A 21982-nucleotide genomic window follows, 5' to 3' on the forward strand; every position below is an offset into this window, starting at 1 on the left:
AAATAGACACATAATCCAAGGTTATATTTGACCTAAAAATACGAGTGAGCCCTTTAACCGCAATGGGTATCATATTTTGATACCACCTAATAAGTTCGAGCTAACAAAGTATGGATTCGATATAAAACTCATCTCAGAACAATTCACTGGAAAAATATCTTTTTCCAGATTCAATTACCCACTAAAAAACCATAGGCAAGATAAGTCATTAAAGTTTATAAGAAACACAAAATACGGTGTTTTATTGAAATTTAATATCGATCCATAAACATTATTCGGTTTTTTATTCCGCCTTTTAAATAAAGCCTGGTTATTTACATCTTTTTTACATTTAAGCATCCCCGTTTACCACTGGTTTGACTTCCTTTTTTCATCTCGGTTATACATTGGCCGAACGTTAACGAAATATTAACGTCACATTTGGCCGCTATGCGGCCAGACATAGGAAATAATAATAATCGGAGCAACAAGGATGTATAAAAACACAACCGCTTTATCTGTTGCGATAAGCCTTGCTTTGGGGACAGCAGCAGTTGCAGCCCCAGCAACAGCACTGGCAGAAGAGCAACAAGTTGAAAAACTTCAAAAGATGAAAGTTACTGGTTCGCGTATCTCCACGACGGATATGGAAGGTCCTTCACCAGTTACTGTTATTAATAGTAAAGACATTGAGTCTAAAGGCTTTAACAGCGCGCAAGACGTATTGAACAGTTTGACCCAAAACACAGGTGGTGTAATGGCTCAAACAGACTCTTTCTCGTTTACACCAGCAGCGCAGTCAGTCAACTTACGTGGCCTTGGCGCGTCACGCACATTGATTCTTATTGATGGCCGTCGTCTTCCTCAATACCCGCTAGCACAAGATGGTACATCTAACTTCCAAGATATCGGCCAAATCCCTGTCGCCGCTATTGAGCGTGTTGAAGTAATGACCGACTCAGGTTCTGCTATCTACGGCTCCGACGCAATCGGTGGTGTCGTAAACTTCATTTTAAAGAAAGACTTTGATGGCGTTTCTGTAAAAGTACGCGCGGGTGACGCGACGGATGGTGGTTACCAAAATGGTCGTTTAGACGTTGTAGCTGGCAAAAACTTTGACGACAAACGTATTCTCTTCGTTGGCCAATTTGCGGGCAACGAAATGCTAAAGCAATCTGACCGAGATGATTGGGCTGGCGATGACGGTTCTAGCCGTTCTCAGCTAAGTGGCTACTCTAGCTACGGTGCAAACTTTGAAGGCGCCAACGGAACACTTCTAACACCAGCTGATGCTGGTTCTTCATGTAAAGAAGTCGTTGGTGATGCCGCGATTGAACGAGCGGATGGAAAGTGTGGTGTTAACCGCTCTGCATACCGAACATTAAAACCAGAAAACAAACAAGTAGACCTACTTTTACGTGGTGAAATGGACATTAACGACAATGTCACTGCCATGGCAGAAGCCCGTTTTGGCTACAAGTCTACAGAATCTGAATTCGAACCTAACCCTTACAGCGTTGAAGTTGATGCCACTCACTTCCGCGGCGAAGGCGAATACACTCGCCGTATGGTCGAATTTGGACCACGCGAAAGTAACACTGAAGCCGATTCTTTTGGCTTAACCTTAGGCTTGAACGGCCTGCTTGCTGATACGTATGATTGGGACCTATCCGCTGGTTACTCTGAGCAAAGCGTTGAAACAAGCAACCCAGCAATCTTCCTAACTCTCGACCAAGCTGTACAAAATGGTGATGTCGATCTTCTAGGGCCTATCTCTCAAGACGTTGTAGACAAATACAGCGGCACTTCAAGCAAAGAAGCCTACTCAAAGCTTTACTCTGTTAACGGCTCACTGGCTGGTGATTTGGTTGAACTTCCTGCAGGTATGTCTGGCTTTGCTGTTTATGGTGAATGGAACCGTACTGACTACAATGAGACGATTGATGCTACAACAGCAGCTGGTGGTTTCTCTGGCCTAGGTGGAACATCAGGCGGCGGTGACCGTGATCAGATTGGTCTTGGTGTTGAAGCTCTTATTCCTATCATTGAAGATTTAGAAATGACTGTCGCTGGTCGTTACGACCACTACTTCGACGACTCGGCAACTGGTGGCGCATTCACTCCTAAAGTAGCCCTAGCATACCGTCCTACTGACACCCTATTGCTACGTGGTAGCTACGGTCTAGGCTTCCGAGCTCCAGACTTGAAGCGACTATTTGGTGATCAAACTCGAGGCTTTGGTTCTGGTTTTGACCCTGTGCTTTGTGCCAACGCTGGTGGTAGCGGCCCACAAGATAAAGACAAGTACCCAGAGTGTGATACTCAGTACTTCGATACGCTTAATGGACCTAACTCAGAGCTGAAAGAAGAAACAAGTACAAACATTAACTTGGGTCTAGCGTGGGAGCCTGTGGATGATCTTGGTGTAACCGTTGACTGGTACCACATCAAGATGGAAGACGTCGTAACAGCACCAACTTACCAAGACGTAATTAACGATCCAGGTAAATACCCAGGTACTGAAGTCGTTCGTAACCCAGATGGCACCATCAAGTCGGTATCCTATGGTCCAGTGAACCAGTCGTATGAAGAGCGTTCTGGTATTGACCTAGCGATCAAATACGCATACGACACTAATGAGTTCGGCTCATTTAACACGCGTGTTGCTGTAACGAAGATCTTGATTGCTGAATATCAAGAAAACGACAGCGAGCCTGTAACGGATGAAAGAGATTTCATGCCTGAATACACCGCAACGTTAAATCTTGGCTGGGCATATGAAGATGTCGCTATCAACCTATTTGGTAAATACCGCGACCGTATGTGTTCAAGCTACGCAAACCGTTACTACTTTGATGACTGTGATTCTGCTAAAAAAGCGGGTTACAAAGCAGAAATCGCTAGTATGACAACGTGGAACCTAACGGCTTCTTACCAATTCAACGAGAGTGGTCGTGTAACTCTTGGTGCTATCAACATGTTTGACAAAGTACCGCCTGCAGATCCTCTAAGCGATACCTCTCCATTCTATGCAACTGGGTATGACGATCCAATCGGACGTCAACTATACGTCGAGGCATCATACGACTTCTAAAAAATATTTGGCGCGGGTTTTCCGCGCCCTTTTCGACTGACTAAAACACTGACAAGGATGCAACCATGAAATTCAAGGAATTTGGTCTCAGTGCCATAGCTGCAGCATTGCTTACTATCAGTAGTAGCTCTATAGCGGCCAACTCTGGTGCTGTCGTTTCCACACAAGCAAAAGCAAATCAATCTTCAGAAGCTTCGCAACAAAAAATCGACAATTATGCCGAAAGTACTGAAGGCATGTTGGCAGAATACAAAGGCTTACTACGTCAAATCGACAGCATGAAAGTCTACAACGAGCAAATTAACCGTATGGTTCAATCACAGCAAGGTGAATTGGACTCATTAAATAACCAAATTGCTCAGATCGATCAAACGGCAACAGAAGTAGTGCCACTAACACTTAAAATGATCGATGCACTCGATGAGTTTGTGACTCTCGATCTGCCTTTCCAGAAAAAAGAACGTAATAAACGTGTCCAAGAACTGCGTCGTCTCATGGATCGCGCCGACGTAACGACTTCTGAGAAATTCCGTAAAGTGATGGAAGCCTACCAAATTGAAGAAGGCTTCTCTCGCTCAATTGAATCTTACAAAGCTAGCCTAGATAGAAATGGGGAAACCGTGACTTACGATTTCCTACGTATTGGTCGCACGGCGCTTTTATTCCAATCTCCAGACGGTGGTGAGACAGGTATGTGGAACCAACAAACACGTCAATGGGAAACATTACCGGAAAGCTACCGCATAGCGGTACAGCAAGGCCTTCGTATCGCGAAGAAGCAAGCGCCACCAGCGCTAATCAAATTGCCTGTATATGCTGGGGAGGAATAAGAGATGAAAGGATTCAAAACTCTAGCCGCTGGTCTACTAGCTAGCTTATTTATGGCTTCAGGCGTACAAGCAGAAACGCCTAAAAACCTATCTGAACTACTCAAAAACGTAAAATCAGAAAGCATCGTTGAGTCAAAAGAGAACAAAGCCCGTGAAGCTGAGTTCAAGAACAACCGAGATAAGCAAGCAGCATTATTGCAACAGGCTCGTGACGAGCTAGCTTCACAGCAAGCACTGGGCGATCAACTTAAAGCGACATTTGATGAAAACGATAAGCAGCTGACTGAACTAACAGAAACCTTACGTGTTCGCTCTGGTACTTTGGGCGAAATGTTTGGTGTGGTCCGCCAATATGCGGGCGAGTTTAAGGGCTTATTTGCAGCCTCTCAAAACGCAGTTCAGTTCCCAGAGCGTGACGCGCTACTAACGAAACTGGCTGAAAGTAAAGAACTGCCATCAACGCAAGAGCTAGAAGCATTCTGGCATACTATTCTTCAACAAGTGGTTGCCTCAGGCGAGACAGCAACAACCCAAGCAACGGTTGTTTATGGCGAAGGTAAAGAAGCGGTTCGCGATGTTACTCTTGTCGGTGAATTTAACGCGATTGCCGATGGTAAGTACGTTACTTATGTACCTCAAACAGGTAAGTTCGAAGAACTCTCTCGACAACCTCGCACCAATATTACACGTCATGTTGCAGGCTTTGAGTCAGCGTCAAACAGCTATGAGCCACTGTTTATTGACCCATCCCGTGGTGTAATTCTGTCTCTACTTGTACAAAGCCCAACCGTTCAAGAACGTATTGATCAAGGTGGCATTGTAGGTTACGTCATCCTTGGTATGGGTGCAGTTGGCGCTATCATTGCTCTAGTTTGCTTCCTACGCCTTCAAGTGATTGGCGGTAAAATGCGTAAGCAAGCGAAATCAGAAACCGTGATTCCTGGTAACCCTCTGGGTGAAGTTATCCAAGCTTACCAAGAACACAAAGGTGACAACCTTGAAGATCTGGAAGCGAAACTGGACGAAATCATCCTACGTAACGCACCGAGCATTGAACGCTTTATCAGCTCAATCAAACTGTTCGCTTCTGTAGCACCACTTCTAGGTCTACTGGGTACGGTTATGGGTATGATCGGTACGTTCCAAGCAATCACACTATTTGGTACAGGTGATCCTAAGCTAATGGCTGGCGGTATCTCTGAAGCACTTGTTACTACGATGCTAGGTCTGGTTGTCGCAATTCCTCTACTGTTCCTGTACACCATCGTACACAGTAAAGGTCGTCGTTTGGTTCAAACTCTTGAAGAACAGAGTGCAGGCTTCATCGCTCGCTATCAGGAAAAACTACATAAAGCCGAAAGCTAAGGAGGCGTTATGTGGTGGTTAGTTGGAGAACTTGAATCAATTAGGCGCTTCTTGGGAATGGGTGGCGATGTACTCGTCGCCATCTTCATCCTCAGCTTTATGCTTTGGGCAGTATTGTTAGAACGTTGGTTCTATTTTGCTGCCGTCGCTCCAAAAGCCATGAAAAAAGCCGTTGGCTCATGGCAGGGGCGATCAGAGCACCAGAGCTGGAACGCTAAGATGATCCGACAAGAAATTGTTTCTCGTCAGGACATTGAGAATAAAAAGGGCCTGCCAATCGTGAAAGTGTTGATTGCGCTTTGTCCCTTACTGGGTTTGCTCGGCACCGTTGTTGGCATGATCCAAGTATTCGACATCTTAGCGGTAACAGGAACAGGAAGCCCTCGAGCAATGGCCTCGGGGATCTCAAAGGCAACAATCCCAACGTTAGCCGGGATGGTGGCTTCTCTATCAGGACTGTTCTTTAGTTCACGTCTTGATCATTTAGCCAAAGTCACAACGCAAAAGCTGGAAGATAAGCTAAAGCATATTGCCTGAGTAAATGGAATTAGAGGTATAGGTCATGAAAAGACGCTATAGCAGTGATAGCAGTGATGAAACCGCTATCGATATGACACCGATGCTCGACATCGTATTCATCATGTTGATCTTCTTTATCGTAACAACATCGTTCGTAAAAGAAGCTGGTCTAGAAGTAAACCGCCCGACGGCAAGCTCTGCGCAAACCGTGAAAAAAGGTAACATCATGGTCGCAGTTGGTGCGGCGGGTGATGTTTGGGTTGATAAACGCCGCATCGAAGTGGACGCGGTTCGCGCGAATATTGAACGTCTTCGTGCAGAAAGCCCTGATGGCGCAGTTGTTATCCAAGCCGACACAGAAGCAAATGCTGGCGTAGTCGTGAAGGTTATGGACCAGATCAAAATGGCAGGTGTAGAAAGCATCTCCATTGCCGCAACCAATAAGGATTAAGCTTATGCGGTATCTGGCCTCAATTGCACTGGCGCTCATTGTCTCCCTCGGGTTGTTCTGGGGGATGGACAAGCTAGTAAACAAAGAGCGCCACGAGTTAGTGTCGAATGATGACCTGCGTATGGTCGAGTTTATTCGCATTAAACCAGACGAAAAAATACAGGAGAAAAAACGCGAACTTCCAAAGCCACCACCGCCTAAGCGTCCGCCGCCGCCGCCAGAAATGAAAGTGACAGCGACAGTAAAACCGGTGATGGAGCAGACCCCAATGGATATGCCAAAGCTTGACCTACCCGTAAATGTTACAGGTGGTTCGGTGCTTGGACATTATAGCCAGGGTGGAGGTGCGCAACTCGCGGGTAGCGGAGGTCCAACACCTCTAGCGACATTCCAACCTCAAATGCCTAGGAAAGCTGCGAAAGCAGGAATAGAAAAAGGGGTCGTCTTATTAGAGTTTACTGTCAACGCACGTGGTGCCGTAGAGGACATCAAAGTTCTTAAAGAGCAACCACGACGCTTAGGCCTCGGTCGAGCGGCAAGAAAAACAGTCTCTAAATGGACATTTAAACCAAAATTGGTTGACGGGAAACCTGTTAGCTCGCGCCTATCGCAAGAAATAGAGTTCTCAACCAATTAAGGAGTCACGATGAAAAGTTTATGGAAAAGCAAAGTGGCTTCTTTAATTCTCTTCGTAGGAGTGGCAATGGCCGCTCCTACGATGGCAAAAGAAGCTCCTCAGTTATCAGATCGGACATTTCGAACCGTTAACAAAGTGCAAGAGTTGATCGCAACTGAAAAATATTCAGCAGCGAAAGAAAAACTAGCAAGCGCTTTAGAAAGCACAAGTTCGAAAAAATACGACCGAGCAGTTTTACTTCAGCAGACTGGCTTTTTGTATTCGCTACAAGACAATTATGTGCAAGCAGCAAAATACTTTGCCGAAGCATTACAGCTCGACGCACTTCCCGTTCCTGTTGCTCAACAAGTTCGCTACAGCTTGGCTCAGCTTTACCTAGCTGAAGAAAAGTATACGTTATCTGTAAAAACGATGAAGGAATGGTTCAAGGTTGCAGAAACAACCAAAGAGAAGCCTCAAGCTCATGCTTATATCACGTTAGCGAGCGCCTATGTTCAGTTGGAAGATTACAGAAATGCAATCCCGCCAACCAAAAAAGCCATCGCGATGAGCAAGAGCCCAAGTGAGTCTTGGTACTTAATTCTCGTTGCATCTCACTACGAGTTAGGCCAGCTGAAAAGCGTTGCCAGTGTACTCAAAACTCTGACTTCAAAGTACCCTCAGAAAAAGCGTTACTGGATGCAACTTTCTGGTGTCTACATGGAGCTAGGTCAAGAGCGAAACTCTCTAGCCACCCTAGAAATGGTTTACAAAATGGGGAAACTAGAAGGAGAGAAGGAATATTTACGCTTTGTAAACTTCTTGGCTTATCAAGGTATTCCATATAAAGCAGCCAAAACTCTTGAAAAGGAAATGGCAGCTGGAAACATTGAAAAGACGAAGGAAAACTATGACCGCCTAGCCAGTTTCTGGCAGCAAGCTAAAGAGCTAGATAAATCAATTCTCGCTTATAAAAAGTCATATAACCTCGCTCCTTCTGCTAACACGCAAATTCAGATTGCTCGCTTAATGATACAAGACAAGCAGTATTCTGAAGCAACTCGTTTTGTAGAAAGCGCGGCATCCAGTGCCTCTAAAGAGCAAAAGGCAGAACTTGAATACATTCGCGGGATGGCCTATTTCGAGCTTAAGCAACCACAAAAGGCCTTGCAGGCGATGAAAGGCGCTGCTCAATCGCCAAAATTCAGGTCAACCGTTAGCCCTTGGATAAATTTCCTAGAGTCTCAAGGATAATTCGAAGATTAAGTGTGAGTCAGTCGCACGCCTGGGGAAGTGAAAGCTTCCCCTTTTTTCCGTTTTATCTTTATTAACCCCTATTTTTAACCAGAGTCACTCACGCAAGCCAAATCGGGACTCTAAACCTAAAATCAGCACACTAAACGGTTGTAGAAATGGTTTTAATAACAGAGTGCGCGGATGGTAAGTCCTGTACCACGCTCCTTCTTCGCTGTTTAGGAACACTCTGGCGTAAGTAACTATTTCATCTGGGACGATCACAGACAGAAAGATCAACTGGTAACAAAATAGAGATCATGATACTCTTCGCCTCCATTTTTCTGGCGGGATTATCACCAATATCCACCCCTTTGGTGGTTGATTTCTCAATGCCAGTGCTATCGTTATAAGAATGTCGAACTTTCCTTCGGCACTCAATCAATCCAATCAAAAGTGGAACAGTACAATGGGCAAAGGTACTCTCTATATCGTATCTGCACCTAGCGGCGCAGGTAAATCTAGCTTGATCTCAGCGATGTTGGAACGCAACCCAACCTACGCAATGAAAGTGTCTGTGTCTCACACCACGCGCAACATGCGACCTGGTGAAGAAAATGGTGTCCACTACCATTTTGTAGCGAAAGATGAGTTTGAAGCCCTGATCGCTAAAGGTGACTTCCTAGAATACGCAGAAGTGTTTGGTAATTATTACGGCACATCTCGTGTATGGATTGAAGAAACACTAAATAAAGGTATCGACGTTTTTCTAGATATCGACTGGCAAGGCGCACGCCAAATCCGTGAACAAATGCCAGAAGCCAAAAGCATCTTCATCCTGCCACCATCAAACGGTGAGTTAGAGCGTCGCTTGAACACTCGTGGTCAAGATAGCGATGAAGTGATCGCAAAGCGTATGGCTGAAGCCAAGTCGGAAATCTCTCATTACAACGAGTACGACTACGTGATCGTAAACGACGATTTTGATACCGCTTTGATGGATTTTAAAGCTATCTTGCGTGCTGAAAGATTGAAGGAAGAAAAGCAAGCTGCTAAATATAAAGGTATGCTTGACGCGTTGTTAGCAGAGTAACTTCAAAAAAGTCACGCTGTAAAACATAAAGAATTTCCCGTTTTTTGCCCAGTGCGAAAAACACAATAAACTACCTGAGAAAGTCCACAAACGGTGGCTTGTCTAATTGCTAGTAAATAAAGTAGTTAGGTTGTATACTTTCTCGTCATTCTAAAATTTTAGTTAACTATTTGGAGTCCTCATGGCACGCGTAACTGTTCAAGACGCTGTTGAAAAAGTTGGCAACCGTTTCGACCTAGTACTGATTGCGGCTCGCCGCGCTCGTCAAATGCAAACTGGCGATAAAGATGCACTAGTGCCAGAAGAGAACGATAAGCCAACGGTTATCGCTCTACGCGAAATCGAAGAAGGTTTAATTACTAAAGAAGTTCTAGACGCTCGTGAACGTCAAGAACAGCAAGAGCAAGAAGCGGCAGAGCTAGCGGCAGTAAGCAGCATCGCTCACAACCGTTAATTCTGACTTTAGAATTCAACAACCTCCCGGGCCTATAATTTGTATCTATTCGATAGCCTCAAAGACGTTGCCCAAGAATACCTAACAGAGCCTCAGATTGAGGCTCTGCGTCAATCTTATGTGGTAGCGAGAGATGCCCATGAAGGGCAAACCCGCTCTAGCGGTGAACCATACATCATCCACCCTGTCGCTGTGGCTCGTATCTTGGCCGAAATGCGCCTTGATATCGAAACCCTCCAAGCTGCTTTGCTGCATGACGTCATTGAAGACTGTGATGTAACTAAAGAAGATCTCGAAGAGAAATTCGGCAACACTGTCGCAGAATTGGTTGATGGTGTATCTAAACTGGACAAACTCAAATTCCGCGATAGGAAAGAGGCTCAGGCTGAGAACTTTCGTAAGATGGTTCTGGCCATGGTGCAAGATATCCGCGTCATTCTGATCAAACTGGCTGACCGCACGCACAACATGCGTACGCTTGGCGCGCTTCGACCAGATAAAAAGCGTCGTATTGCTCGTGAAACGTTAGAAATTTACGCGCCCCTCGCTCATCGTCTTGGTATTCACAATATCAAAACCGAACTCGAAGAGTTGGGCTTTGAGGCGCTATATCCCAACCGCTACCGCGTACTGAAAGAAGTGGTTAAAGCCGCACGTGGTAATCGTAAAGAGATGATCCAACGCATTCACAGCGAAATAGAAGGCCGTCTGCAAGATTTTGGCTTGAATGCTCGCGTCGTTGGTCGTGAGAAAAACCTGTTCTCTATCTACAACAAGATGAAAACCAAAGAACAGCGCTTTCACACCATCATGGATATCTATGCGTTCCGAGTCGTTGTTGATACCGCTGATACTTGTTATCGCGTTTTAGGCCAAGTACACAGCTTGTATAAGCCACGTCCTGGTCGCATGAAAGATTACATCGCGGTACCAAAGGCGAACGGCTATCAATCGCTACACACTTCCATGGTTGGCCCACACGGCGTACCTGTTGAAGTTCAGATCCGTACTGAAGATATGGATCAAATGGCGGACAAAGGTGTCGCGGCACACTGGTCTTACAAAGACAAAGGCGACAAGTCTGGTACCACTGCGCAAGTGAAAGCTCAGCGTTGGATGCAAAGCCTGTTAGAGCTACAACAAAGCGCGGGTAACTCATTCGAATTCATTGAAAACGTAAAATCCGATCTTTTCCCAGATGAGATTTACGTCTTCACACCAAAAGGTCGTATCGTTGAACTACCTTTAGGCGCAACGGCTGTCGACTTTGCCTATGCCGTACATACCGATGTAGGCAACTCTTGTGTTGGTGCTCGTGTTGATCGTAACCCTTACCCATTGAGTAAGGCATTGAAAAACGGTCAGACAGTGGAAATTATCAGTGCCCCTGGTGCGCGTCCGAATGCGGCATGGCTGAACTATGTCGTGACTTCTCGTGCCCGCACTAAGATTCGACAAGTACTGAAAACGATGCGTCGTGAAGAGTCGATTACTTTAGGTCGTCGCCTACTTAATCACGCACTTGGCCGTCACTCGATTGATTCAATTTATCCAGAAAATATCCAAGAAGTCTTGAATGATCTTCGCCTAGAAAGCATCGATGATTTATTGGCTGCTATTGGATTGGGTGAGTTGATGAGCATTGTGATCGCACGTCGTCTCCTTGGTGACACCGAAGAGCTCACGACAACAAGTTCAATCCCAACGGACTCGAAGAAGAAGCTTCCGATTCGTGGCGCAGAAGGCTTATTGCTGACGTTTGCAAATTGTTGTCATCCTATCCCAGATGATCACATTATTGCTCACGTATCGCCTGGTCGTGGTTTGGTTGTTCACCGAGAAACATGTCCGAACGTTCGTGGTTATCAGAAAGAGCCAGACCGTTATATGGCTGTCGCTTGGTCTGAAGACTACGATAAAGAGTTCATTGCTGAACTTAAAGTCGACATGCTTAACAACCAAGGTGCTCTTGCAGAACTGACCAACGTGATCTCGAAAACAGGATCAAACATTCATGGCCTTTCAACGGAAGAACGTGATGGTCGTCTATACACTGTGACTGTGCTGTTGACGACGAAAGATCGTGTCCACCTTGCTGGTATCATGCGTAAGATTAAGGCAATGCCTCAAGCAACCCGAGTCAGACGCAGAAAGAACTAACCTCTATCGCCACCTACTCTGTTAGGTGGCGATTTTTTATACCTCAATAAATATGAACCTAGAACGTTACAACCGTATTCACCAAGTCCTAAAAACTCGCCAAACTGATCTGACACTTTGTCTCGAAGAAGTACATAAGCCAAACAACGTCTCTGCTGTGATCCGCACCGCTGACGCGACAGGCTTACACAAAGTTCACGCAATTTGGCCAGACAAAATGCGTACGCTGAGCCATACCTCAGCTGGCGCGCGTAACTGGGTTGAAGTGGATACTCACGATTCGATTGAAACTGCGATTACCGAACTCAAAGCGCAAGGTATGCAGGTTTTGGTGACCAATCTTTCGGACACCGCCGTCGATTTTCGCGAAATCGACTACACCAAACCAACGGCAATCATTTTAGGCAGCGAAAAGGTTGGCGCTTCGGAGCAAGCCAAACAGCTTGCCGATCAAGACATTATTATCCCGATGGTGGGCATGGTGCAGTCACTAAACGTATCGGTTGCCAGTGCCGTAATTTTGTATGAAGCGCAACGTCAACGTGAAGCCGCAGGCATGTACGACCGAGAAGAAAGCGCTCTGCCTAAAGAGACAATCAACCGTATTCTCTTTGAACGTGGTCACCCAGTGCTGGCAAAGGTCGCGAAACGAAAAGGGCTCGTTTACCCACCACTCGATGAAGAAGGTCAAATCATCGCCGATGACGCGTGGTGGCAAGAGATGCAAAGCAAGTAACAGACTTTCGTCATCCTGAACGGCGGCGAAGGAGCGTGGTTCAGGATCTAATTCTCAAATATACAGATGCTGATAGTGTTAACTTCAGCGACATACTTGTTGGAAATAGAATCGTGATGTCGCTAAAGCTCCTCGGAATGATAGGTTATCAGTCAAATCATGACACTAACTAAAGCATGACTATTTTTTCCTGTACAAAAACACAGCTCCATGGTTAACATACTGCTATGTTAACCATTTTCTTGAGCCCTCTATGCCCGCCCAAATGTTATCTGCCGTCCCATTAACCTCCCTTTCTGGAGTTGGCGCGAAAGTCGCAGAAAAACTCGCCAAAGTTGGCTTACATAGCGTTCAAGATTTGCTGTTTCACCTTCCGTTACGCTACGAAGATCGTACTCGTATTTACCCTATTGCCAAACTGCATGCTGGCCTTTGGGCGGCCGTGCAAGGTAAGGTCATGGCAGTCGACACCATCTTCGGTAAGCGCAAAATGCTAACGGTAAAAATCAGCGACGGTAATGGCACTATCACGCTGCGCTTTTTCAACTTTACCGCAGCCATGAAGAACAATTTCACGCAAGGTAAGTTAGTACATGCTTACGGTGAAATTAAGCGCGGTGGCATGGGTTTGGAAATTGTTCATCCTGACTACAAGTTTTACGTTAGCGAGCAAAAGCCCGATGTAGAACAGAGCTTAACCCCTGTTTATCCCACCACCGATGGTTTACGTCAAATCACATTGCGCAACCTTACCGAACAAGCTTTAGCCCTGCTTGATAAAACCGCAGTGCAGGAATTACTTCCAGCTGGGTTGTATGACCATCAAATCACGATGTCGCAAGCGCTGCACACCATTCATCGCCCACCACCAACCATTAATTTAGATGAGTTTGACGAAGGCAAACATCCTGCCCAAATCCGCTTGATCATGGAAGAATTGCTCGCACAAAACTTATCGATGCTGGCGGTGCGTAGCAAAGGTCAGAAGGATTCAGCGCTACCTCTCGGTCCTTGTCATAAACTAAAAACGCAGCTTTTAGCCCAACTGCCTTTCTCTCCTACAAACGCTCAAACCCGAGTAGTACAAGAGATTGAAGCCGATCTAGAAAAACCGCACCCAATGATGCGATTAGTGCAAGGCGATGTTGGTTCGGGGAAAACATTGGTTGCCGCTTTGGCCGCAGTTAGAGCCATTGAGCATGGCCATCAGGTGGCACTCATGGCGCCAACCGAACTATTGGCCGAGCAACACGCTATCAACTTCGCAAACTGGTTTGAAACAATGGGCATTCAAGTCGGTTGGTTAGCGGGCAAACTCAAAGGTAAGGCAAAGGAAGCCGAGCTGGCTCGTATTACCAGTGGTGAAGCGCAAATGGTAGTGGGTACTCACGCGCTATTCCAAGAGCACGTTGAATTTCATCACCTTGCTTTGGTCATCATTGATGAACAGCACCGCTTCGGTGTCCACCAACGTTTAGAGCTGCGTGAGAAAGGTGCAAAACAAGGCGCCTACCCACATCAGTTGATCATGACGGCGACGCCTATTCCTCGCACCTTAGCGATGACCGCTTACGCCGATCTGGAAACTTCCGTGATTGACGAGCTACCACCGGGTCGAACGCCGATTCAAACCGTTGCCATTCCAGATACAAAACGTGACGACATCGTCGAGCGTGTCCGAAATGCCTGCTTAAACGAAGGCAAGCAGGCATATTGGGTGTGTACCCTGATTGATGAGTCGGAAGTATTAGAAGCGCAAGCCGCGGCAGATACCGCAGAAGAGCTTCAACGTAAGCTACCGGACGTAAAAATTGGTCTAGTACACGGACGAATGAAGCCGGCAGAGAAACAAGCGGTGATGCAAGATTTCAAAGACAATAAACTGCATTTGCTGGTCGCAACGACAGTGATTGAAGTTGGTGTGGATGTACCAAACTCTAGCTTGATGATCATAGAAAACCCTGAACGTCTTGGTTTGGCACAATTACACCAGTTAAGAGGTCGCGTGGGCCGAGGTTCCGTTGCTAGCCATTGTGTGCTGCTGTACCACTCTCCGCTGTCAAAAACCGCGCAAAAACGTCTCGGAGTACTACGTGAAAGTAACGATGGCTTCGTCATTGCGCAGAAAGACCTAGAAATTCGCGGCCCTGGAGAACTATTGGGTACAAAGCAGACAGGTCTTGCTGATTTCAAAATCGCAGACTTAGTTCGAGATCAACGCCTGATTCCCGAAGTTCAGCGTATTGCGCGTCATATTCATGACAATTACCCGACTAACGCAACAGCGATTATCGATCGCTGGTTGGGTGAGCGGGATATTTACTCCAAAGCGTAATGATTGAAAGCGAGCCAAATGGCTCGTTTTTTAATACGCCAAAAGCAAACGTTTGCTTTTTGAGGAAATCTCTCTATAATCGCGCACAAATTTTTAAGTGTGTTAGATCACACTCCACCAACCTGAGTTGACTCTGATTAACAGCAATCACAGGTAACGACGTCAACTCCACCCTGCTCTCCCATTCAGCGAGAACTAGGGAAATATTGCGACTAGCGAGACAAACAATGACAACTTCAAACCGATCTTCGGAACTGGTCTATCAACTCAACGATCGACCACCTTTGCCTCAAACCATTTTTGCCGCACTTCAGCACTTATTGGCGATGTTCGTCGCGGTTATCACTCCGTCACTGATCATCTGTCAGTCTTTGGGTGTACCAGCAGACCAAACGAATACCATCATCAGCATGTCTTTGTTTGCGTCAGGCGTGTCTTCGTTTATTCAAATTCGCACCGTTGGCCCAATTGGCTCTGGTTTGCTCTCTGTTCAAGGCACCAGCTTTAACTTTTTAGGTCCTATTATTGGTGCAGGCCTATCGCTGAAAGCCGGTGGAGCAGACATCAGCACCATGATGGCTGCCATTTTTGGTACGATTTTAGTCGCATCATTTGCAGAAATTTTCCTATCTCGCGTATTGGAGCATGCCCGCCGAATCATCACTCCGCTCGTTTCAGGCATCGTCGTCACTCTTATCGGTCTCACACTGATTCAAGTCGGCTTAGTATCAATGGGCGGTGGCTACGCAGCATTAAATGAAGGAACCTTCGGCAGCTTAGACAAACTTGCTCTGGCTGGAACGGTACTTGGATTAATTGTGATTTTAAACCGCTCGAAAAACCCATACATCCGTGTGGCTTCAATCGTGATTGCGATGCTAGTGGGCTACATCATGGCGTATTTTATGGGGATGGTAGATACTTCTCAGCTAGGCGCAACCGAGATCGTAGCACTGCCCGTACCAATGCAATATGGCTTATCGTTTGACTGGTCTCTGTTCATTCCGCTGGTACTGATTTTCTTTATTACCGCACTAGAGGCCATCGGTGATATTACCGCAACATCTGAAGTGTCTGGTGAGCCAGTAAAAGGCCCAGTGTACATGAAACGCATTAAGGGCGGTGTGTTAGCAGACGGCTTAAACTCCGCAATCGCAGCCGTTTTCAACAGCTTCCCGAACTCAACGTTTAGCCAGAATAACGGCATCATCATGCTAACAGGAGTCGCGAGCCGCTACGTGGGTTACTTTATTTCTGGCATGTTAGTGATTCTTGGCTTGTTTCCTGGCGTCGCTAGCTTTGTTCAGCTGATTCCTGAGCCAGTACTTGGCGGCGCAACGATTGTCATGTTTGGTACGATTGCTGCCGCTGGTGTGCGTATTATCTCTCGTGTTGAGCTCGATCGCCGCGCAATTCTGATCATGGCCTTATCCTTCTCAATGGGACTTGGTATCGCACAAAAACCAGAGATCCTGCAATTTATGCCAGAATTTATTAAGAGTATTTTCTCAACTGGTGTTGCAGCAGGTGGCATCACAGCGATCATTTTAAATCTACTTCTGCCAGAGAAACTGGAAGACGAAGATGAACTTCCTCAGGAAGTGAAAGAGTCTTAAGATTATTGAGAATAAGAAAAGCCCAACCTAATTAGGTTGGGCTTTTTGTTTTAAAGGGTGCGGGCCATCGACTTACTTGGTAGGAAAGCTGATTTGAGCGATTAAACCGCCTTCACTGCGATTACGCATCACCACAGAGCCTGAATGTTGGCTGATTATACGCTTCACAATCGCCAACCCTAGCCCAGTGCCTTCACTACCGCGAGCGGTGTCACCACGCGTAAAGGGTTCAAATAACCTCGCGATTTGAGAATGCTCGATACCCGGTCCGTTGTCCTCTACTGAAATCCACACTAGCTGCTTATCTGCTGTCACACCAGTGCTGATTTTGACCCAGCCATTGCCATAGCGTAGCGCATTCACAACTAAGTTACTGATCGCCCGCTTAATCGCAATCGCGCTTCCTTTGGCTGGCGGCAAGTTAAGATTAAGATCTGTTTCAATTTCAACCTCATAACCACCTTCAGAACTGGCGACGTCACTGGCAATCGTACTGATATCAACCGCTTCAAACGATTCTTGGTTCACTGGTTTGAGATAATCCATAAACTGACTGATGATCTCATTACATTCTTCCGTATCGCTAATGATCCCCTCCGCAAGATAGCTGTCCTCAGGAGACATCATTTCTGTTGCTAGGCGAATACGCGTCAGAGGTGTTCGTAAGTCATGGCTAATCCCCGCCATTAATAAGGCTCGGTCTTCTTCTAGCTCTTGAATACCTTTCGACATTTGATTAAAGGCTCGAGTTACAGAGCGAATCTCCGATGCGCCTTTCTCTGCTAAGGGGGGCGGGATCTCACCTCGACCGACGTCTTTCGCGGCTCTCTCTAAAGCCAAAAGTGGACGGTTTTGCAAACGAATAAACAACCAACCACCAGCAATGATCAGCAGCGCCATAATCAAACTGTTACGAAACAGCGGGGCAAAATCTTCTTCTTGCAGCTCAGATAACGGAATACGAATGATGGAGTTCGGCAACTTTTCGATGTGCATCCACAAAATGTAACTTTCATCGCCAAGCAATAAGCGCACTTCTGTGGGCGAACCCAGCTCTTGGCTCATTTCTTCAGACATCAAATCAATCGACATTGCGTGATGAAATTCAATCGCCTTATCGCTATCGAGACTATGAACCGTCACCCCTAATCTTTCTAACAATTGACGCCTTAACGGTGCATCAGACTTTAAAGGTCCTTCATCATCAAGCACCAAATTGAGCTCATGGGCGAGAATTTTATTGAACTGCTGCAAACTCGGCATCAACGCGTAGTTAAAAACGGCGTAGTAAGAGAAAACTTGGCTCGCGAGAAGCAAAGAGATGAACAGCAGAATAGATTGTGTCAATGAACTTCGGATGCGCATGGAACGTTCCTAGTGGTCCTAATCGCGAAATTTCAGCCTTCAAAGGGAAGGTAATGAAGGCTGAAGTTGCTATAGCCAAGTGCTGGCTATGGAGTGAAGAGGTTACACCTCTTTGCCGTCTGGGACGAAAACATAACCTAGGCCCCATACGGTTTGAATGTAGCGCGGCTTGCTCGGATCGTCTTCTAACATGCGACGTAAACGTGAGATTTGTACGTCAATAGAACGTTCCATTGCAGAATATTCACGGCCACGCGCCATGTTCATCAATTTGTCTCGTGACATTGGCTCACGTGCATTCATCACGAGCGCCTTTAGGACAGCAAACTCTCCAGAGGTGAGTGGCATTGCCTCATCACCGCGGAACATCTCGCGAGTGCCTAGATTGAGTCGGAACTCCCCGAACTCCACCACTTTTTCTTCAGTGCTTGGTGCACCCGGCAACTCTACAGTTTGGCGGCGTAATACGGCCTTGATGCGAGCCAACAATTCGCGTGGGTTAAACGGTTTTGGCAAATAATCATCCGCCCCTACCTCAAGACCCACGATGCGATCCACTTCATCACCTTTCGCGGTGAGCATTAAAATTGGCAACATGTTGTTCGCGTGGCGTAGACGACGACAAATTGACAATCCATCTTCACCAGGCAACATTAGGTCTAGCACCATTAAGTGAAAGTTTTCGCGCGTTAGTAGGCGATCCATCTGTTCGCCATTGGCGACACTTCGTACCTGAAAACCTTGCTCAGAAAGGTAACGCTCCAATAGAGCACGTAAACGAGCATCGTCATCAACCACTAAAATTTTATGATTTTCTTGCATTGAAACATCCTTTCAGAAGCGTCTATTGTCGAAAATGTATCACTGTTTTTCCTAACGTGCTCAAGCAAATTGTTACTCTTTTTATCTTAAGCGCTTTATTCTCTCTCTAGCAGGTATTTTCAGCACCTACTATTGACCATAATTCCATTCCAGTTCACGTTTGGCCTCAAGCAGCTCTTGCTGTGCCTCAGCCAGCTTGTGACGTTTTTTCTCAATTTTGTCTGCTTTCCCTGAATGCTGAGCTTCGACTAATTCTTCCTCTCGCTCCTCAACTTCTTTAGTTTTTTCTTCCACTTCTGCTTGCAGCTCTTGGCGCAGCTCACCTTCCGAGCATTCATTCTGGATAGCGGAAAGTGCTTGCTCCAAGCCTTTAATGCGATGCTCATTACCTTGCGCTTTTGCATACTCAAGCTGCTGCTCTACCGCTAACTCTTTAGCGTCACAGCCTTTCACTTCATCTTGAGCAAAAACTGAAAGTGAGAATCCTATTGTTAGTGCAGCACTACACATGACTGCTTTGTTCATTTTACTTCTCCGAGAAAGGCACCATGCCTTTATACCAAATATTCTGACGTTGAGACCCAAGTCACTTCTAGTGAACTTCATGAGACTTGAATCGGTGATAAAGCCTCAGTCTTCCGAGGCCGGTTGAGTATATTCAATTGAGTTGATGAACCACTCTTTTTCACCTTCTGGGGTGCGTACCGTGAACTCTTCATCCACTTGTTTTTTCAACATCGCTCGCGCCATAGGTGAATCGATCGAGATGTAGTCTTTCGCATCGCCATAAATCTCTTCAGGCCCGACAATACGAAACTTTTTCACTTCTCCTGCCTCATTTTCTATTTCCACCCATGCACCAAAAAAGACTTTGCCTTCTTGTTGCGGAGAATAGTCAACGATCGTGACTTCTGGCAGGAATTTACGAAGGAAGCGGACACGACGGTCGATCTGACGGAGTAAACGTTTATTGAAGGTGTAATCCGCATTTTCTGAGCGATCGCCCAGGCTCGCCGCCCAAGTGACGATCTTGGTGATTTCCGGGCGCTTTTCATTCCAAAGGTAATCATGCTCTTGTTTGAGTTTGTTGTAACCTTCTCGTGTAATCAGCTTAGTTTTCAAATTAACTCCTATCTCAACTAAAAAATGCTGCTCTTTGGCAGCATTAAGGAGATGATATACCCAAAGATCCAATGTTGTTCAGGCTTTGGGTATCAAGGTGATAAGGCGGCCAGAGTGTTACTTTTCGTAATCCGGTTTTTGCGTCACGATGTAATTCGTATCACTCGAAACAACCGCGCCATGTTTTAGGAAGTTTTTACCTAAAATCATGCTGTAATGGAAGCGACCTCGGTCCTGTAAGTTGACTCGGATCTTCTTCTCTAATTCGCCAAGCTTAACATGCATTTCAACCACAGGGCGTACGTTCGCTTTCTCACCTTTCTTCGCTTTAATACGCATGACATCAACAACAGGCTTGGTAAACGCCTGTTTCATGCCAAGATCGTTCTCATAGGTAAAGCTCACCATGTCTTTGCCGTCTTTCTTAAACTGCTTGATGTTCTTAGCATTGATTGAGCTTACATCTGCACCCGTGTCTAACTTCACAGGGAAAGACATCCCCTCAACTTCCGCCACTTCGATATGGCCAGCTTTGAAAAGTGGCCTTGCATCTAGTAGATGGTCTGCGCGAGTGTTCAGCAACACACCACCCTTGGCTATGTCATGACCAAAGACGAAAAAGGGTTGAGTGTCACCCTCATCAAGCACATCGAGCGCAAACTTCATTGATGTGTCTTTTCTACCGAGAAGAAAGTCTCCTTCGACAACAGGGCGAACCGCGCTGCCAACCTTGAGCTTTTTCAACACTGGTTTGGTGATTTTTTCTTCTTTCCCCTCATCGTTCATTAAATAAAACGTGACGGATTCATCCTTACCTTTTTCTGTTACTTCAAACCCATTTACACGCAGTAATGGCGTTTTCACAGTAAAAGTGGGGTAAGCAGGGACGGTATAACCATCAATGGTGACCTGTTCTTCTGGTGAAACGACAAGAGGTTTTGATTTGAGTGCGCTTTTGAACGTTTTTTCTACGCCACCCAGTAGATTTTCTCTGTCCGTATCAATAACAAAGTGCTGACTCGCGACGTCCCGACCTAAGCGAATTTGCGAACTGAACTTACTGCGATCACGCAGATACACCAACCAACGTTGAGTTTCATTTTCGCCGACTTTGACGGGTAAATAGACTAAAGGGCGCTCGCTTTTGGTCGTTTTCAGCATTCGTACCAAGGGTAATGTCATTGGATGACGCTTGCCATTCTCGCCCTCTAACATAAAAGAGACTTCGTTATGCTTTTTGTCTACCTTGATGTCCAGTGCATGGACGTTGGTATAACGGCTAGAAGTTGAGATGCTGATCTTATATGGCACACCTTCGACTTCAACCGTCTCTTTTTTGCCAATCATTTTTGCGCGTGGCTGTTCTTGAAGGTAATCGTAACCAGCGAAGACCCATGCGTTATCATCGAGATAGGTTTTACCAATCAAGATAGGAGAAGAGAATTGCGTACGCTTGGTCAGGTTCACTTCCGTATCAACGGTGTGACCAGCGATTGTCATCGGCATTTTTATTGTCGGGCGTAGGATGGGCTTTTTGCTTGTTCGACTGCGAATCGCGCTCACTCTTTCCAGATCATCGGTAATCTGTATTTCCTTCCCTGTATAAGGGTGAGGAACCGTAAAGCTAACCTTTACTTGATATGGCTTAAAGCTGTCGGCGTCCCACTTTGCCTTCGTACCACCTAAGTCATCGACAATCGCCCAAAGTAACTCGTTATCTTTCAAATCTTGGTAATCTGGGTGTGAGCTACTGACATGGATATTCTCCGCATGCATCGATGTCGTATCTGCACCAGTATCAATCTTGCCAATAAATGGCACCGCTTTTAGTTCCGGAATGTCACTGTAGTAGACGCTCTCCACACGCCCTAGTACCAATTTGTTATCGAGCTGATAAACGGGAGCTTGTGTGGTTCCTGAGATAGACTGCGCCCAACTAAGCGGGGCGACAAGTAAGGCACTCGTAAGCGCTAACGCCAAAGACATTTTTTTCATCATGATTATCCGTATAAGCCGAGGTACATTTAGTGATATCAACAACCGTGGAATTAGGTTAGTCGATAACTGCGGATATAAGTTCTCAATTTAATTACAGTTTTGACATAAATCTGACTGATGTCCACCAGCGCCCGGTAAATTTTTGCCTCGTTAATTTAAAACATTGCAAATTCTTCGAACGACCCCAATGTTCT

General features: G+C 46.0%; 18 protein-coding genes. 13 read left to right on the forward strand and 5 right to left on the reverse strand.

Features of this window, described 5'->3' with window-relative positions; all coding sequences use genetic code 11:
• Positions 1–472 precede the first annotated feature (472 nt).
• The 13 genes from R7H07_RS13470 (at position 473) to R7H07_RS13530 (ending at position 16481) form a co-directional block, all read left to right on the forward strand.
• Positions 473–3073 (forward strand): TonB-dependent receptor plug domain-containing protein, encoded by a 2601-nt coding sequence (locus tag R7H07_RS13470; protein ID WP_017634998.1) that lies wholly within the window; start codon positions 473–475, stop codon positions 3071–3073.
• Positions 3074–3138: 65 nt separating this feature from the next.
• Entirely contained in the window at positions 3139–3903 is a 765-nt protein-coding gene (locus R7H07_RS13475) for a DUF3450 domain-containing protein (protein ID WP_005379365.1), read from the forward strand.
• Between the two features lie 3 nt (positions 3904–3906).
• Positions 3907–5268 (forward strand): MotA/TolQ/ExbB proton channel family protein, encoded by a 1362-nt coding sequence (locus R7H07_RS13480; RefSeq protein WP_206959418.1) that lies wholly within the window; start codon positions 3907–3909, stop codon positions 5266–5268.
• A gap of 9 nt (positions 5269–5277) precedes the next feature.
• Positions 5278–5805, forward strand: a complete 528-nt coding sequence (locus R7H07_RS13485) for a MotA/TolQ/ExbB proton channel family protein (protein ID WP_005379363.1) — start codon at positions 5278–5280, stop codon at positions 5803–5805.
• Positions 5806–5830: 25 nt separating this feature from the next.
• Positions 5831–6238 carry an ExbD/TolR family protein gene (locus tag R7H07_RS13490; RefSeq protein WP_005379359.1) on the forward strand — a complete coding sequence of 136 codons (408 nt, stop codon included), beginning with the start codon at positions 5831–5833 and terminating at the stop codon, positions 6236–6238.
• Between the two features lie 4 nt (positions 6239–6242).
• Positions 6243–6875, forward strand: coding sequence for an energy transducer TonB (locus R7H07_RS13495; protein ID WP_005379353.1), 633 nt, complete (start codon positions 6243–6245; stop codon positions 6873–6875).
• Between the two features lie 9 nt (positions 6876–6884).
• Complete coding sequence (locus tag R7H07_RS13500; protein WP_206959420.1) at positions 6885–8108, forward strand: tetratricopeptide repeat protein; 1224 nt, start codon at positions 6885–6887, stop codon at positions 8106–8108.
• Positions 8109–8556: 448 nt separating this feature from the next.
• Positions 8557–9180, forward strand: coding sequence for a guanylate kinase (gene gmk, locus R7H07_RS13505; protein ID WP_005379347.1), 624 nt, complete (start codon positions 8557–8559; stop codon positions 9178–9180).
• 181 nt (positions 9181–9361) lie between these two features.
• Positions 9362–9634, forward strand: a complete 273-nt coding sequence (rpoZ, locus tag R7H07_RS13510) for a DNA-directed RNA polymerase subunit omega (protein ID WP_206959422.1) — start codon at positions 9362–9364, stop codon at positions 9632–9634.
• A gap of 39 nt (positions 9635–9673) precedes the next feature.
• Positions 9674–11794 (forward strand): bifunctional GTP diphosphokinase/guanosine-3',5'-bis pyrophosphate 3'-pyrophosphohydrolase, encoded by a 2121-nt coding sequence (gene spoT, locus R7H07_RS13515; protein ID WP_005379340.1) that lies wholly within the window; start codon positions 9674–9676, stop codon positions 11792–11794.
• 52 nt (positions 11795–11846) lie between these two features.
• On the forward strand, positions 11847–12530 hold the full coding sequence (gene trmH / locus R7H07_RS13520; protein ID WP_017820702.1) for a tRNA (guanosine(18)-2'-O)-methyltransferase TrmH: 684 nt from the start codon (positions 11847–11849) through the stop codon (positions 12528–12530).
• Between the two features lie 253 nt (positions 12531–12783).
• Positions 12784–14865: an ATP-dependent DNA helicase RecG gene (recG, locus tag R7H07_RS13525; RefSeq protein ID WP_206959425.1), complete on the forward strand. Its 2082-nt coding sequence runs from the start codon at positions 12784–12786 to the stop codon at positions 14863–14865.
• Positions 14866–15092: 227 nt separating this feature from the next.
• A complete protein-coding gene (locus R7H07_RS13530; RefSeq protein WP_005379335.1) occupies positions 15093–16481 on the forward strand; it encodes a uracil-xanthine permease family protein in 1389 nt (462 codons plus the stop codon).
• A gap of 72 nt (positions 16482–16553) precedes the next feature.
• Here the strand turns inward: R7H07_RS13530 and envZ are convergent, their stop codons facing one another.
• The 5 genes from envZ to R7H07_RS13555 all read right to left on the reverse strand — a co-directional run bounded on the left by envZ (position 16554) and on the right by R7H07_RS13555 (position 21788).
• Positions 16554–17846 (reverse strand): two-component system sensor histidine kinase EnvZ, encoded by a 1293-nt coding sequence (envZ, locus tag R7H07_RS13535; protein ID WP_017820700.1) that lies wholly within the window; start codon positions 17844–17846, stop codon positions 16554–16556.
• 102 nt (positions 17847–17948) lie between these two features.
• Entirely contained in the window at positions 17949–18668 is a 720-nt protein-coding gene (gene ompR, locus R7H07_RS13540) for a two-component system response regulator OmpR (protein WP_005379333.1), read from the reverse strand.
• Between the two features lie 129 nt (positions 18669–18797).
• Entirely contained in the window at positions 18798–19193 is a 396-nt protein-coding gene (locus R7H07_RS13545; RefSeq protein ID WP_017635004.1) for a DUF1090 domain-containing protein, read from the reverse strand.
• 105 nt (positions 19194–19298) lie between these two features.
• On the reverse strand, positions 19299–19790 hold the full coding sequence (greB, locus tag R7H07_RS13550; RefSeq protein ID WP_005379321.1) for a transcription elongation factor GreB: 492 nt from the start codon (positions 19788–19790) through the stop codon (positions 19299–19301).
• Between the two features lie 117 nt (positions 19791–19907).
• Positions 19908–21788 carry an ATP-dependent zinc protease gene (locus R7H07_RS13555; protein ID WP_086013892.1) on the reverse strand — a complete coding sequence of 627 codons (1881 nt, stop codon included), beginning with the start codon at positions 21786–21788 and terminating at the stop codon, positions 19908–19910.
• Between the last annotated feature and the right edge of the window lie 194 nt (positions 21789–21982).

Origin of the sequence: Vibrio sp. Vb1127 (assembly GCF_033338735.1) — a bacterium.
GTDB classification, from domain to species: domain Bacteria; phylum Pseudomonadota; class Gammaproteobacteria; order Enterobacterales; family Vibrionaceae; genus Vibrio; species Vibrio alginolyticus.

Excerpts from the sequence above, each read along its gene's own strand:
- R7H07_RS13470 (WP_017634998.1), top strand. The coding sequence starts at position 473 with ATGTATAAAAACACAACCGCTTTATCTGTTGCGATAAGCCTTGCTTTG.
- R7H07_RS13475 (WP_005379365.1), top strand. The coding sequence starts at position 3,139 with ATGAAATTCAAGGAATTTGGTCTCAGTGCCATAGCTGCAGCATTGCTT.
- R7H07_RS13480 (WP_206959418.1), top strand. The coding sequence starts at position 3,907 with ATGAAAGGATTCAAAACTCTAGCCGCTGGTCTACTAGCTAGCTTATTT.
- R7H07_RS13485 (WP_005379363.1), top strand. The coding sequence starts at position 5,278 with ATGTGGTGGTTAGTTGGAGAACTTGAATCAATTAGGCGCTTCTTGGGA.
- R7H07_RS13490 (WP_005379359.1), top strand. The coding sequence starts at position 5,831 with ATGAAAAGACGCTATAGCAGTGATAGCAGTGATGAAACCGCTATCGAT.
- R7H07_RS13495 (WP_005379353.1), top strand. The coding sequence starts at position 6,243 with ATGCGGTATCTGGCCTCAATTGCACTGGCGCTCATTGTCTCCCTCGGG.
- R7H07_RS13500 (WP_206959420.1), top strand. The coding sequence starts at position 6,885 with ATGAAAAGTTTATGGAAAAGCAAAGTGGCTTCTTTAATTCTCTTCGTA.
- gmk (WP_005379347.1), top strand. The coding sequence starts at position 8,557 with ATGGGCAAAGGTACTCTCTATATCGTATCTGCACCTAGCGGCGCAGGT.
- rpoZ (WP_206959422.1), top strand. The coding sequence starts at position 9,362 with ATGGCACGCGTAACTGTTCAAGACGCTGTTGAAAAAGTTGGCAACCGT.
- trmH (WP_017820702.1), top strand. The coding sequence starts at position 11,847 with ATGAACCTAGAACGTTACAACCGTATTCACCAAGTCCTAAAAACTCGC.
- recG (WP_206959425.1), top strand. The coding sequence starts at position 12,784 with ATGCCCGCCCAAATGTTATCTGCCGTCCCATTAACCTCCCTTTCTGGA.
- R7H07_RS13530 (WP_005379335.1), top strand. The coding sequence starts at position 15,093 with ATGACAACTTCAAACCGATCTTCGGAACTGGTCTATCAACTCAACGAT.
- envZ (WP_017820700.1), bottom strand. The coding sequence starts at position 17,846 with ATGCGCATCCGAAGTTCATTGACACAATCTATTCTGCTGTTCATCTCT.
- ompR (WP_005379333.1), bottom strand. The coding sequence starts at position 18,668 with ATGCAAGAAAATCATAAAATTTTAGTGGTTGATGACGATGCTCGTTTA.
- R7H07_RS13545 (WP_017635004.1), bottom strand. The coding sequence starts at position 19,193 with ATGAACAAAGCAGTCATGTGTAGTGCTGCACTAACAATAGGATTCTCA.
- R7H07_RS13555 (WP_086013892.1), bottom strand. The coding sequence starts at position 21,788 with ATGATGAAAAAAATGTCTTTGGCGTTAGCGCTTACGAGTGCCTTACTT.